The sequence below is a fragment of the Pseudoalteromonas luteoviolacea genome (assembly GCF_021654285.1).
GTDB classification, from domain to species: Bacteria; Pseudomonadota; Gammaproteobacteria; order Enterobacterales; family Alteromonadaceae; genus Pseudoalteromonas; species Pseudoalteromonas luteoviolacea_J.
The window spans coordinates 1-13,605 of sequence record NZ_JAKFZS010000026.1 but is presented as its reverse complement, the minus strand read 5'-3'; the positions used below and the strand labels follow the sequence as shown (position 1 = coordinate 13,605).

The following is a 13,605-nucleotide window of genomic DNA, read 5'->3' as shown; positions in this document are numbered from 1 at the left end:
TATGCAATTATTTTACACAAGTATTTGGCAAGAGAATATCAACCCACACTAATCTGTGATCCGAAGAAGCGGCTCTATTTGCCACTAATTCTGCACCAGACTCGTGTTGCGCTGGCCAAAATACACCGCCATTAATGACATTTAAATCGCTAGATGGCAGCACGTAATCAGCACGCATTCCCCAATGTGCAGTATGTGCCACTGCATTTGCATTGTGCGGTTTGTTTAACCTTCCACCTTCTGATTTAGGCGTGGCTAAGTTGTTTACTCGGCTGTGTGTGAGGAGCTGCTTGATGGCATTAGGGTGGCCATCACCATCGACGTCACTGGCATTTAAATCACCGACAATCACAAAAGATGAACCGCTGAAACCGCCAGTTACACCTGCGTCATCGTAAATGTAGTTGTGACCAGTTGCAGAAATATAGTCTTTCCAAAGCCTTAGTTCATCATGGTTTCTTTTACCATTTCTGTCCTCAGGCCCATCAAAAACAGGTGGCGTCGGGTGGCTAGCAAGTACGTTTAGCTGCTGGTTACAGATCTGAACTGGAATATCCCAATGAGACTTTGAAGAAAGTCGCATGATGTCACGCTCAGATTGTGCATACCAGCTCTTCCCATCTTTGGTAGTTGGCATCATGTTGTTTGGCATATCTTTCCATAGAAAGTTTTGAAAAGTACGCACTTGATCAGCGTCTATTGGGAACTTTGATAGTAGCACCATGCCGTATTGGCCCGGATATTTGCCAAATCCATAATGAGTGAGTTTGCTGTCTTTGCCAGTCAAAGGTGTTTTAACGCCCGTATTGACAGGTGCTAAATATACATGAGGATAAGAAATTGGTTCAAAACCATTTTGAGACACCTCTAAGTATTTACTTTTAAATAAGTTAATACCTTGCTCTGGGTTGGCAATATAGTCAAATTCATTTAAAAGGATAATGTCTGGGCGTGTGCGTTGAATGATCTCGGCAATATTATTGATTTGCTTTATTTCACCGCTTTTTAGTGCCTTAGTTAATACATTACCAGAAACATCTAACGCTTTGTCAGCTTGATAGTTAGTTGCTTCCATACTTACGTTAAACGTAGCAACACGTATCGTGGTGTCGTTATAAGCGGCTGCGTCAGTTGTTTGAGTTGATGTTTGTTGACAGCCTGTGCCTAGCAAAGTAGCAGCTAAGGCGATAGATACTAGTGATGGTTTCATTATTAACCTAATACAAAATGCAATTGACGATAGTCTACCTGTTTGTTGTTCAAAGAGGGTTTAAAAGTATGTTAATTATTTGGTTTTTATTTTTTGAGAATAATTCTGTAGATACTTCACAAACAATGAATATGCTGATAGTTTTTATTATGGGTACTTAGAGTTACAAAAGAACTTGTATTTAACCTAAAAACTGCGTTTTACAAGAATATAGTTAGCTGGGTGAAGGTGCACAGTAAAACACACAAAGACACCTGTTGTAGTATTTTACACTTAGGAGTAAGGCCTTGGTAAAACTAGAAGTAAATGATGAAATTTGTTTGAAGTTATTGTCGCTGTCGGATGCCCCAACGTTATTTACACTCGTTGATGACAACAGGCAGCACCTAAAACAGTGGCTACCTTGGCTTGATTTTACCCAGTCAGTTCAAGACTCTGAAGAATTCATTAAAACAACTCAAAAGCAATTACATGATGAACTTGGTTTGATGGGCGGGATATATTTAAATCATACTTTGGTAGGCATGTGCGGATATCACCCCATAGATAAAATAAATGGATGTACATCAATTGGTTATTGGCTTGCAAAAAAGTATCAAGGGCAAGGTATTGCAACTCAATGCGTGAGTTATTTAATTGACCATGCATTTGAAACCCTAGCGCTTAACAAAGTGTGCCTTTCTATCGCAGAGTACAATTATAGAAGCCAAGACATTGCGCTTCGATTAGGGTTTGTGAATAAAGAGTTTAAGCCTGACGCTGAGTTTTTATACGACCATAGAGTTAATCATATCTGTTATTGGATGGCGCGAGAGGAGTGGATTGCGCATCAAGTGCATATTCACGGCACTGAAATTGATGGTGCTTAACTTTTTCAAACATAGTTAAGGACAACATTAAATCATTGCTTTTCGGACTACAAAGGCCATGAGGTTACGCATATGGCACACCACCGCAATGCAAAGGCCATATAGTGTAAAAAGGAATGTAGCAGCATGCAGTTATGTCGATTAGATGAAAATATTTTTACAGTTCATGCGTTTCTTTCGGAGCGGGAATGTCGTGAATTAATCGTACAATCAGAATTGAGTGGTTACAGAAATGCAGATGTGCAAGTGGGCGTTAGCCGCTCATATCTGAGTAACATACGAAATAACCACCGAGTGAATTGGATATCAGAATCGTTGGCTGAGCAGTTGTGGAAAAAACTATCTCACATGACTATGCCAAATATTGAAGGTAAACGCGCCATTGGTTTATCACCTCATTTTCGTTTTTATCGCTACACACCAGGACAGAAGTTTAATATGCACAAAGACGGACGGCAAAGTGTGTCAGGTGGTGTAACGATGATGACTTTATTGGTGTATTTAAATGACGACTATGAAGGGGGATGTACGCAATTTAGGCAGTCAAATCTGGAGGTGCATGCCGCTATAGGTAAGTCACTAATATTTGAACATCATTTATGGCACAAAGGAAATGAAGTACTAACAGGTGTTAAATATGTCCTGAGAACAGATATTGTTTATCAATAATTAACCTGTCCCCATAAGAGCTGCGAGCTTTATCTTTAGCGACTTTATTGCTTGCGTAATTTCTAGTATAAACTGGTTTTTTTTCTCGTGGATAAAAGTATGACCCAGTCAATACAGCAGCAAATTGGTAACATCGCACTCGTCGTTGAAAGCTATGATGATGCCATCGAATTCTACACACAAAAACTACAGTTTACCCTAGTTGAAGACACTGATTTAGGTGCTGGTAAACGTTGGGTTCAGGTTTCCCCTCCTAATTCAAATGGCACTAATTTACTGTTGGCAAAAGCAAGCAATGATGAACAACATCAGGCGATCGGTAATCAAAGCGGTGGACGAGTGTTTTTGTTCTTACAAACTAATGATTTTTGGCGTGATTATCACTTTATGAAAGACAATGGCGTGGTGTTTCATGAAGAGCCAAGAGTTGAACAGTACGCAACTGTTGTCGTTTTCGAAGATTTATATGGCAATAAATGGGATTTGTTAGAACTAAAAAAATAACTGCTGGCTCGAAGAAGGAGCTTCGTTAAGCTGGTCATCGAATATAGGCATATACCAAAAAATAGCGCATTATTTGTATTTAAGTTTGTTTTACCTCAATTCATTGTTTAATAAACACACTTCAATTAAATTTTTTATTAATTACTGAGTCTATGAAACGTATTCTTGATGCGTTCATATATTGCTTTGCCCTAACTATACGGGAAAACGAGCGATATACAGTGCACAGGATAGCAGCATGTGAGCGCATTAATGCGATGGCATGGTGAATGATTGTTTAAATATACAGACTGAGTAAACTAACATGGATATACGCCTATTCTCTCCTTACTTTCTTGGCTCTTATGGTGAAAATAACCACGAGTTTGAAGATATCTTTTTAGAGTTCTTTCGGGACCACGTTTATTGGCGACGTAGTTTTCATCCAGAAGATTTACCGCCAGTCTCAATTATTGAAAAACAATCTTCCCATTACCTAGAAACCATGGCTAAAACCAAGCAAGAACTGCATAAGCTGAGTGCGGATTTAAAGCAATCCGTGCCATTTTCAAACCCACGATATATCGGGCATATGGCATCAGACTTATTGCTGCCAGGAATGCTGGCGCAATTTATTACTGCGCTGTATAACCCTAACAATGTTACAGAAGAAGCCGCGCCAGTCACCGTTAAAATGGAGTTGGAAGTGGGTAATAAACTAGCGCAAATGTTTGGCTACAACTTAGATGTAGACAAAGGTGCAGTCGCTTGGGGACATTTAACCTCAGGTGGTACGGTGGCGAACTATCAAAGCTTATGGATGTTTCGCTCCGTGAAGTACTACCCACTGGCGGTAAAGCGCTGTGGTGAGCTGGCAGATATTGACTTTGTGGATGGGCAAGGGCGTTCACTGCAAAGTATGTCTACTTGGGAATTAATGAATCTCTCGATTGACGAAGTAGTGCAAATTCGTGTCAATTGCTTAAATAAGCTCAAAGCCATGGGTGATGAGAAATATGATGAACTGATCGAGTTACTTAGAGAGCAGCGTATTGAACACCAAGGCCATATTGACTTTTTTGAACTGCATGAAGATTTAAAACAGCCCGTGGTGTTTGTGCCAGCCACTGCACATTATTCATGGGTAAAAGCCATGAAGATTTTGGGTATAGGCAGTAAAAACCTATGGCAAGTTCCTACTGATGAAAAAATGCGTTTAGATCCGACGGCACTTAAACAGCTGCTGCTAAAAGCAAAATCTGAAAACCGTACTGTCCTTGCGGTGATTGGAGTTTTGGGGACTACCGAGTTTGGAACCGTTGATCCTATCGCTGACATTGTATCTTTGCGTGACGAAATGATCCGAGATGAGGGATTGAATTACTATATTCACGTGGATGCCGCATGGGGTGGCTACTTGTCGTCTGTATTTAGAGATGAAGACAATCGAATGCGCGAACATGAAGCGGTCAAAGCAGGGTTTAAATACTTCCCATCTGTCAAAGTCTACAATGCATTTGCCGCGCTATGTGAGACTGACTCCATTACGGTTGACCCGCATAAGCTAGGTTATATGCCCTTTGGCAGCGGTGCATTTATCGCCAGAAACAAAAATATGTGTGGCTTTGTGGTGCAAGAAGCTGCCTATGTATTTGATAAAAAGAACCGATTTGTTGAGCCTGAACCTAAATTAAATCAGTTAGGCCAGTATATCATGGAAGGCTCAAAGCCGGGAGCAGCTGCAGCAGCAAGTTATGTGGCGCAAAATGTTTTACCACTCAATGCTGAGCACTTTGGCAAATTACCTGCCAGCACAATTCGCACCACAGAAGTGTTTTACCATAAGATTGTAGCATTGAGTGAAAAACTGGCAGGCAAAGCGACCTTGATTGCCCCCATAGAGCCTGATACAAATCTGATTTGTTTGGCCATTAACCCCGCCGGTAACTCCAGTACACGAGTGTTAAATGACTTTACTCGCAAAGTGTTTGAGCACATTAAAATTGAGAAGTCGACGCCAATGTTTAGCAAAGAGTTTATCGGCTCTTACACTTCTATTTTTAGAAAAAATATCAATGATAAAGTCGCACATAATTTATGTATTAAGCTTGGCCTTGATCCGCACTCGTTTGTGAGAGATGTTGAACAGGTTGAGTATCAAGATAACGCACTGTTTGTCTTACGACATACTTTGATGAACCCATGGCTATCAGATGATAAAAATGGTGTTACTTATATGGATATGTATCTTAACTACCTTGAGGAGATCATTTTGAAGGTAGTAGAGCAATAAATTCGACCTATAAAGGATGCTGAGCTTTGGCCTGACAATGATGTCTGGGTTGAGCTTGGCAGATTAAAAGGTAAATATCTCAAGTTAATTCAGTCAACTGGGTTATCTGTTTTTTGTTTGAGGTTGTTTTCTGTACAGGAATAAAAACCGGATAGTAGTACCAGACTCATTATTTTTCATAAGGGACAAAAATGAAAAGAACATGTTTTGGAATCGTATTACTACTTTTATCTGTATCTGTGTTTGCGCAGCACGGAGGGGACTTATGTTGGGGGTGGGATGATAGAAAACCTCCGGAACTTAAAGAGGCGATGTTTAGGCAGCTTGTTGAAGATAATCGAGTAGAGTCGATTTATATTTGCGGTCAGCCAATAGGACTAACTCAACCATTGGTGGTTGATAAACCAGTACGCATTGAAGGGGTAGGTGGGTTAGCCGTTATTTTTGCCAAAAACAAACTTCCTGACTCTGCTGCTATGTTGAAATTTACTAAAAACGCCAGTGGTAGCAGTATGTATAAAGTAGAAATAGACGGTAACTTTCACGCTACTAAAGGGATAGAGGTTGAAGGCGCAGATTCCTTTTCTATTCATCGTTCTACGCTCAGAAACTTCATAGGGACTGACTTTAAGTACGGTGCTGTAGATGCCTACTCAGATATTTATCCTGCACGCGCAATTCAAATCACAAATGGTAAGCGTATCAATATCATTGATAACATTATTGAGAATATTGGCGGGCATGACACAAGCTCGGACAGGTATTTTAATGGGGTAGACCTTGTTCGTGAAGGACGTTTGGCACATCGTGGCATATCTATCGTAGGATCAGTTAGTGGCCAAGTCGATATTATTTATAATACTATCAATGATGTTTACGGTTATTTAGACTCAAGCGCAGTTTATGTACAAAGTATAGGCTGTGGCGTACCTTGCTATGAGGGAATGATATCTAATAATGAAATAAGCAGCTTTGGTAAAACGGCCATAAACCTTATAAATAATGGTTTTTCTGTTCAATCTAACCATATTACGTCAATGGGTATGAGTAATCAGGTAGGTAGTCGCACAATTGGCACAACATCATCCGCAATATTCTCACTTTGCACTGGGCTTCAATGCAATGACAATATTATCAATCGTAACATCATAGAGCTACAAAGAGCGTACAGAGGGATCCAAGCTATCGGTGAGCATTATGTTGGCGGGAATCAAGTCACAATTCATAGCCCATACATCACAGCCAGAGGTATGCTTACCTATGAGTTTTCACTTCAGGTTAGCTCAGGATTGAGCCACTTCAGTGGTAACCGTATTTATGGGGAGGCTAAAAACCCGCATTTAGGTGCGACAAACTATGCAGATGGATACTGCATTAATAGTGTTTCACACACTTACCGTAGTGAGGTTTACCATGACTGTGATCCTGTGTTGCCCAGCGCTGTCTTACTAAGGCATTAAAGGCAAATTCACTCACCCACGCTCGCAGCTTAGCTGGGTGGGTGAGACATGCTGCGACAACGCTGCACATAATGCTTGTTCCTTGCTTTTATTTCTTTAAATTCCTGCTCAATTTATAGACTTTTTTGCCGATAACCAAATTACATGGATGGGCTTGGAGGAGCTATGAAAATTGAAAGTGCACAAATTGAGATGCGTAACAAACATGAAGGGCAATTTCACGTCAGTGAGCAGCGTACAGAAGTGACCATTCCTGAAGAGGAGCAAAGTGCTTTGCCCATGGCTGACACTGAAGTTGCTAAGGCAGAGCAAGCAGCAAGTGACATGGAAATGGGCAACGATGCTAAGCTGTATATTCTTAAGTTATTGGTACAGAAGCTAACCGGAAAAGAAGTGAGTTGGTACGATGACACCATAGGTAAGGACGTAGCAGAGGCTGAAGCTGCCGCTGAGCTCGCAGCTGCAGATGCCGAGCAGCCCGAGCCAACTCATGTTATTGTTGAGCGTTTAAGTCACGAGCACCAATCTAATGTATTTAAAGTAGGTGGGCAAATTACACTCCAAAATGGTGAGAAAATTGCTTTTGCGTTTAAGTCTGTATTTGAGCAATCTCACACCAGTTACGAGCGCACAATTGAAGATATTAATATGAAAGATCCGCTGATTATCAGTTTTACCAATAAGGCAGTTGAACTGGATAGTGAGCAGATGCAGTTTGATATTGATGCCGATGGCAAAGCAGATACATTCTCCCATCTTAAAAAAGGCTATGGCTTTTTGGCGCTGGATTTAAACAATAATTCACGCATTGATGATGGCACTGAACTGTTTGGTGCGTTAAGTGGTAATGGTTTTGCTGATTTAGCCCAATACGATCAGGATGGCAACGGCTTTATTGACGAAAATGACGAGGTCTTTGACAGCCTCAAAGTGTGGATAAAAAACAAAGATGAAGACAAGTTGGTGACACTGTCAGAGGCCAATATTGGCGCTATAGGGTTGCAAAATACAGAGACTCCTATGAATATTCGCGAACAGGGTGAGCTGAAAGGGGCAATCAGAAAATCAGGTTTTTATCTGGACGAGCAGGGTAAACCGAACTTAGTACAGCAGATTGATTATGTGGTTTAGTTACGCCGCATCATGAGTAATGTCTAACAAGAAATTACGATGGTTAGATTCTAAGTGTCGCTGTGTGTCCATACCATAAATTGCTTTAACGTACAGTTTTCAGTTATAGTTCAATTGTGTGATGGCGCCTACGACTATAGTTAACTGGTAATTTTTTGAATATCATTGTGAGAAATCACTAGCACCATTCGGTTGCTAGCTTCTATTCCCTCGAAAACAGCGTGTTTTTGAGCGGCTTTTTATTATCTAAATATGAGTAATTGAAATTGAAAAACAATCTATCTATTCGTGAAATGAGTCCATCCGACCTTTCAGCGGCAAAGCTGATAATTGAAGACAACAAGATGTTTCCATCTGAGCTTTTACATGAAATGAGTATGCCCTTTTTTTCTCAAACATCAGAAGAGAAGTGGTTCGTTGTTGAGAGTTCTGATAAGCAAGTTATAGCGATAGCTTATTGTTCCCCAGAGAGAATGACGGAGGGAACTTGGAACTTACTTTTGATAGCTGTATTGCAGTCACATCAAGGTCATGGCGTCGGCAGGTTGCTAATTGAGCATGTTGAGTCGGCGCTTGTCCAGAAGCAGGCTAGAATTATGCTGGTTGAAACGTCAGGGCTTCCCGAGTACGAACGAACCCGCAAGTTTTACCCTCAATGCGGCTATACCCCAGTCGCAGTTATTCCAGAGTACTACGGTCAAGGAGATGACAAAATTGTATTTTGGAAGTCATTAATGTAACTGCTTGAAAATAAAGGTACTGTCAAAGTACCTTTAATCACTCAGGTGCCACTGATCTAAATAAGTGACACGGTTTTTATATGAAAAGACAAAAAAGTACATTCTAGATAGTTGTACTTTTTTGTTACTCCGTATTCTATTTAGTTCAATTTAGCACCGTTATCTGCGTTATTACTCGATGTAATGGGCTTTTGCCCTTCTAAATCCAGCATATACACCGCACCTGATGAATTGCCGTTATCATCGCGATGTGGTGCGGCAACGATAGCATGTTGATTTGATAGCGCGAGATTCCAGCCAAATCTGTCATCGATTTTTCCGTCTTTGGCGACGATTTTTGATGTGTAGTGCCACAGGTTACCTTGTTTTTTATACATATAGACAGCACCTGCATTACTGCCGTTGGCGTCATGGTGCATTGCACTAATTAAGGCGGTGTCATTAGAGAGTGTTACGCCGCGTGCAAATCGGTCATCGGCATGAGCATCTGGCGCGACCAGTTTTTGTGTTTGCGTCCATTTTCCATCGGTCCGCTCAAAAATATACGCTGAACCTGCATCCTCACCTACACCTTCAATATCGTCTCTTCTGGCAGAGATCAGTGCAGTATCGCCTCGCAGCGCAACTCGTACTCCGAAGATATCTGTATGTCCACCATCTTTTGCCATCAGTTTAGCTTGTTGCTGCCACTGTTTACCATCAAATTCATAGGCATAAACTGCACCGGCCTCTTGTGCTATTTCATCATGTAAGTCTGCACCGACAAGAATGGTATTGCCATCAATCGCCACACTAATACCGAATAAATCATCCGCAGCACCGTCTTTGGCTGTGAGTTTTGTTTGATACTGCCAAGCACCGTTTTCGCGAGTATATACATAAGCTGAACCAGAGTCTTTGTGTGGAGCGTCACTGTGCGGCGCACCGATGACTAAAAAGCGCTCAGTCAGTGCAATGCTTTGTCCAAATACATCGCCAGCTTTACCATCAATTGCAGTTAAAATTTGTTTTTGTGTCCAAGTGTTGCCTTGTTTTTCGAATACCACCACGGCGCCAGAGTCTTTACCTCGGCTGTCTCTTCTTGATACACCTAACATGGCCATATTATTTTTAAGTGCCACATTACCACCAAGTGTGTCCTCGCTGAATGCAGGCTCTGCCACTAACTTTGCTTGTTGGTACCAGCCGTTGCTGCCGAGTGCATACACGTAGGCGGCCCCTGCATTTTGAATTGTTTTTGTATCCGCTTTAAAGGCACCGACCAGAGCGGTTTTACCGTCTATAGCAACGCTAAATCCAAAACTGTCTTCGGCTTTGCCGTCATGAGGTAAAAGTTTTTGTTGATTGGCTTCGCCCTGGGAAGCCACAAGTAGAGTTAGACAAGATAACACTTTCAGTAGAGCACCCGATTTCATTATTATTTTCCTTGGGTTAGAAATATTGTTCCAATATATGAAACTTTTTAATGCATAACAAGTGTCTACAGCGTCGGGTTTGTGCAAATTTATTCGAGGTTGACTCATATGCTATAAATGTTTGTTGAAACTGATCTTTGACTACTCCATAAGCCTTCTTAGAGTAATGCTGTGTAATAGATTTTTCTTATGAAAGTCCGTAATTTCGTGTCGAACACACATATATCAAAGGATTATCTAAAGTGAAGCTAGTTATATTATCTTTAATGTTTCTTATTGCTATGCCCATGTTTGCAGCGAGTAACGGGCAAGAAACGACAGCAAAAGGTATAAATACACAGGAAGCGCGGATAAAGGCGGAGCTAGAAAAGCGCTTAAATACCGCGATTATCTATTTGTTAGCATCAAATTTTAACGACCCTAGCTATTTGGCCAAATATAAATCTTTAGTCAAGGATTCAGAAGGAGATTTGTCGGTAAAAGCGCTGCGAAAAGCACTTAATGATGCGTCTGATCTGCTTGAAAACGCGCATTTTATCAACCCACGCCAGGCTGTACTTTGTTCTCTAGAAGATTTCCAAAATGGCGCTTGTTTTGCGCCGAGTTGTACACCTTGTATATTGGATAAACCAGGACCATTGGGCACAGGGCTATTGTGTAGGAAGGTAAAGTCGTCAGAATCGCTTCAACCATGTTGCGTAGTTGGTGGTGGTGCACCATGTGAAGTGTTTGATGACCACAGTCGCTTGAAAAACTCCGAGCTGTTTGAATAAACTTATATCAGGGGACCTAGAATAATGTTGAAAGTAAAGTTTTAATATAGGTTCTCTCACATACAAAACACAAAGCAATTTAATTGTCTTAATCCATACACAGCATTTTTGCTTATATTCATCGATAACAAATGGTTACATTCACTCATACGAGGTAAAGTTCATACCGCTTAAACCTTGACTATACTCAGGTCTACTTAAGGTTTTGGCTCTCAAAGCGACACTTTTGAGTGTTATAGGTTTAATTAAGCGGATTAACAGCATGATCAAATTTACACTTGCTGCGCTGACTATGTTGGCTGCAAGCATGGCGCACGCGCTACCTAATATTCAATTCTCTAAACTCGACTTAACGCAAAACAAGCGTTTAATCATTTTTGTTGATAACGCTAATTCATTAAGCGGGCTTGCGGCGCAAGTAAACACAAAAACAAATGGTCAATTGCAAGGCGCAATTGAGAGTGCAGGCTTTAAAAGTGGGTTTGGTAAAACGAAAACGTTTTATGGTCTGGCGCCTTTTGCACAAATTACCGTGATCGGTACTGGCTCTGATGCATTAACACAAGCTCAACTGCAAGACTTAGGTGGCTACGCAGCGGCGAGCACACCAGATAATGGCCATGCTCAGTATGCGATCGTTACTGATGCGCTCAATACGCAAGTTGCAACACCTTCAGCTTGGGTCGCAATGGGGGCAGGTCTTCGCGATTATCACTTTGACAAATATAAATCACAGGCAAAGCAATCCTTACCTCGTAACTTTGTGCTTTATAGTAACAACGTTGCTGCAGCTACTAAAAAATATAATGACGATTTACAGTACATGGTACAAGGCGTACATCTAACCCGTGATATGGCATCAGAGCCGGGTAAATCAATTTATCCGCAGAGCTTTGTAGACAGAGTAAAGGATGCTTTTGATGATATCGATAACGTTGATATCAAGGTTATGAAAGTCAGAGAAATGAAAAAGCGCAACATGGGCGCGATTTTAGGTGTTGGCTTGGGTTCTATCCATGAACCACGCATGTTGGTGATCAACTACCGTGGCGGTAACAAAAAAGACGCGCCAATTGCATTGGTGGGTAAAGGGATCACATTTGATACTGGTGGTATCAGTTTGAAGAAAAACAGCGGTATGTGGCAGATGAAATCTGATTTGTCTGGTGCTGCAGCGGTTGCCGGTACATTATTGGCTGTGGCAAGCAGAGGTGAAAATGTCAATGTTGTCGGTGTGATGCCGCTAGCTGAAAATATGCCAGCGGAAGATGCTATTCGTCCGGGGGATGTACTAACAACAATGCAAGGGACGACGATTGAGATCATCTCAACGGATGCGGAAGGCCGTTTGTTACTAGCCGATGCAGTACGTTATGCACAAGATGAATTTAAACCTAGAATGCTGGTTAACATTGCGACGTTGACAGGATCAGCCGCAAGAGCGTTAAGTGATGAGTATGCGGCCATGGTTACGCGCGACTGGTCTCTTGCTCAAAATATGATGCAAGTTGGTGAAACCAGTGGTGAAGCGGTTTGGCCTCTGCCTCTGCATCCTAATTTCTTTAAGCAAATTAAGTCAGATATTGCAGACATTAAAAACTCAGGTGCAGGTAACCCAGGTGCAAGTATCGGTGCAGCAGTCGTCGCGACGTTTGTAGATAAAGATATTCCATGGGTACACTTGGACATTGCAGGTGTTGATTGGTTAAATCAGCCGATTGCGGTGGCACCAAAAGGCTCTCAAGGCTGGGGTGTACGTTTTTTAGATCAATTAGTTAGGCAAAGCAGTAACTAGTAGACACCTTTCTTTTAAGTGCACCTATGCTAATGGTGCACTACTTCCTCTTCATTTATCTGTCAGTGTGCTTATGTCTTCATGTTAAAATAAATAGAGTTTTAGTTTCGCTTTTTCTCTATTTACTTAATCGCTTTTTTTATCAAGAAATATATCTGGCTAATATGTTTTTAAGTTTATTTTTACGTTGGAGAGCCCCATTAATAAGGGTTGATTTTATTTAAAAATATTTCAATTGTCATGGTTTGTTACAGTGCGTTGTTTTTATTATAGGTTTTTCTGTTTACTTATATTGAATTTATATGTAACTTTTTTATGTCCACTTGATGTGGATGAAAGGAAATACCAATAACAATACATAAAAATTGATTAAGGAAAACAAATGAAATTAAAACTTAACAAAAAGTCAGTAAAAACACTTTCCGAAAATAAAGCTCTTATGGCTGGAATGACGCCTCAAGTTGCTGGTGGTAATCAATTGGCAAGTCGCTTGACAAGCCCTTGGGGTGGTGACTGCTGGACAGGAAACGACTATTCATGCCCAGCCGCAACGTGCGAACAGCCTTAATAAGGTGTAATAAATAGTAGGGGAGTAATCCTCTACTTTCTGGAGTTTATTCACAGGTTAATTTGTTATCTACTCGTAAAACCCTAAAAATTATATTTTCCACTTTAAATTATATTTTCATTTTAAATAAAAGTGCTGTTTTTATATTTAAAAATAAAATGTTAATTTGTCTTTTTATACATGTTTTATACTTATGAAC

Annotated in this window: 12 protein-coding genes; 10 read left to right on the top strand and 2 right to left on the bottom strand. The window is 40.8% G+C overall.

The window, feature by feature from the left end; genetic code table 11:
- Positions 1-7: 7 nt before the first annotated feature.
- A complete protein-coding gene (locus tag L1077_RS20525) occupies positions 8-1,210 on the bottom strand; it encodes an endonuclease/exonuclease/phosphatase family protein (RefSeq protein ID WP_237138772.1) in 1,203 nt (400 codons plus the stop codon).
- Between the two features lie 287 nt (positions 1,211-1,497).
- Between L1077_RS20525 and L1077_RS20520 the strand changes: the two genes are divergently transcribed.
- The 7 genes from L1077_RS20520 to L1077_RS20490 all read left to right on the top strand — a co-directional run bounded on the left by L1077_RS20520 (position 1,498) and on the right by L1077_RS20490 (position 8,855).
- A complete protein-coding gene (locus L1077_RS20520) occupies positions 1,498-2,079 on the top strand; it encodes a GNAT family N-acetyltransferase (RefSeq protein ID WP_237138771.1) in 582 nt (193 codons plus the stop codon).
- Between the two features lie 126 nt (positions 2,080-2,205).
- Complete coding sequence (locus L1077_RS20515; RefSeq protein WP_237138770.1) at positions 2,206-2,748, top strand: 2OG-Fe(II) oxygenase; 543 nt, start codon at positions 2,206-2,208, stop codon at positions 2,746-2,748.
- A 99-nt stretch (positions 2,749-2,847) separates the two neighbouring features.
- A complete protein-coding gene (locus tag L1077_RS20510; RefSeq protein WP_237138769.1) occupies positions 2,848-3,252 on the top strand; it encodes a VOC family protein in 405 nt (134 codons plus the stop codon).
- 304 nt (positions 3,253-3,556) lie between these two features.
- Positions 3,557-5,524 (top strand): pyridoxal phosphate-dependent decarboxylase family protein, encoded by a 1,968-nt coding sequence (locus tag L1077_RS20505; RefSeq protein WP_237138768.1) that lies wholly within the window; start codon positions 3,557-3,559, stop codon positions 5,522-5,524.
- A 191-nt stretch (positions 5,525-5,715) separates the two neighbouring features.
- Positions 5,716-6,984 (top strand): hypothetical protein, encoded by a 1,269-nt coding sequence (locus L1077_RS20500; protein ID WP_237138767.1) that lies wholly within the window; start codon positions 5,716-5,718, stop codon positions 6,982-6,984.
- 165 nt (positions 6,985-7,149) lie between these two features.
- On the top strand, positions 7,150-8,115 hold the full coding sequence (locus tag L1077_RS20495; protein WP_237138766.1) for a hypothetical protein: 966 nt from the start codon (positions 7,150-7,152) through the stop codon (positions 8,113-8,115).
- Between the two features lie 266 nt (positions 8,116-8,381).
- Complete coding sequence (locus L1077_RS20490) at positions 8,382-8,855, top strand: GNAT family N-acetyltransferase (protein WP_237138765.1); 474 nt, start codon at positions 8,382-8,384, stop codon at positions 8,853-8,855.
- A 140-nt stretch (positions 8,856-8,995) separates the two neighbouring features.
- Here the strand turns inward: L1077_RS20490 and L1077_RS20485 are convergent, their stop codons facing one another.
- Positions 8,996-10,270 (bottom strand): FG-GAP repeat protein, encoded by a 1,275-nt coding sequence (locus tag L1077_RS20485; protein ID WP_237138764.1) that lies wholly within the window; start codon positions 10,268-10,270, stop codon positions 8,996-8,998.
- Between the two features lie 242 nt (positions 10,271-10,512).
- On the opposite strand from L1077_RS20485, the gene L1077_RS20480 reads away from it, so the two are divergent.
- The 3 genes from L1077_RS20480 (at position 10,513) to L1077_RS20470 (ending at position 13,406) form a co-directional block, all read left to right on the top strand.
- Positions 10,513-11,043, top strand: a complete 531-nt coding sequence (locus tag L1077_RS20480; RefSeq protein ID WP_237138763.1) for a hypothetical protein — start codon at positions 10,513-10,515, stop codon at positions 11,041-11,043.
- A gap of 262 nt (positions 11,044-11,305) precedes the next feature.
- On the top strand, positions 11,306-12,838 hold the full coding sequence (locus L1077_RS20475; RefSeq protein ID WP_237138762.1) for a leucyl aminopeptidase: 1,533 nt from the start codon (positions 11,306-11,308) through the stop codon (positions 12,836-12,838).
- Positions 12,839-13,220: 382 nt separating this feature from the next.
- Positions 13,221-13,406, top strand: coding sequence for a hypothetical protein (locus L1077_RS20470; protein WP_237138761.1), 186 nt, complete (start codon positions 13,221-13,223; stop codon positions 13,404-13,406).
- Positions 13,407-13,605 lie beyond the last annotated feature (199 nt).

Coding starts and splice junctions, on each gene's coding strand:
- L1077_RS20475 (WP_237138762.1), top strand. CDS start 11,306: ATGATCAAATTTACACTTGCTGCGCTGACTATGTTGGCTGCAAGCATG.
- L1077_RS20505 (WP_237138768.1), top strand. CDS start 3,557: ATGGATATACGCCTATTCTCTCCTTACTTTCTTGGCTCTTATGGTGAA.
- L1077_RS20525 (WP_237138772.1), bottom strand. CDS start 1,210: ATGAAACCATCACTAGTATCTATCGCCTTAGCTGCTACTTTGCTAGGC.
- L1077_RS20500 (WP_237138767.1), top strand. CDS start 5,716: ATGAAAAGAACATGTTTTGGAATCGTATTACTACTTTTATCTGTATCT.
- L1077_RS20510 (WP_237138769.1), top strand. CDS start 2,848: ATGACCCAGTCAATACAGCAGCAAATTGGTAACATCGCACTCGTCGTT.
- L1077_RS20485 (WP_237138764.1), bottom strand. CDS start 10,270: ATGAAATCGGGTGCTCTACTGAAAGTGTTATCTTGTCTAACTCTACTT.
- L1077_RS20470 (WP_237138761.1), top strand. CDS start 13,221: ATGAAATTAAAACTTAACAAAAAGTCAGTAAAAACACTTTCCGAAAAT.
- L1077_RS20495 (WP_237138766.1), top strand. CDS start 7,150: ATGAAAATTGAAAGTGCACAAATTGAGATGCGTAACAAACATGAAGGG.
- L1077_RS20515 (WP_237138770.1), top strand. CDS start 2,206: ATGCAGTTATGTCGATTAGATGAAAATATTTTTACAGTTCATGCGTTT.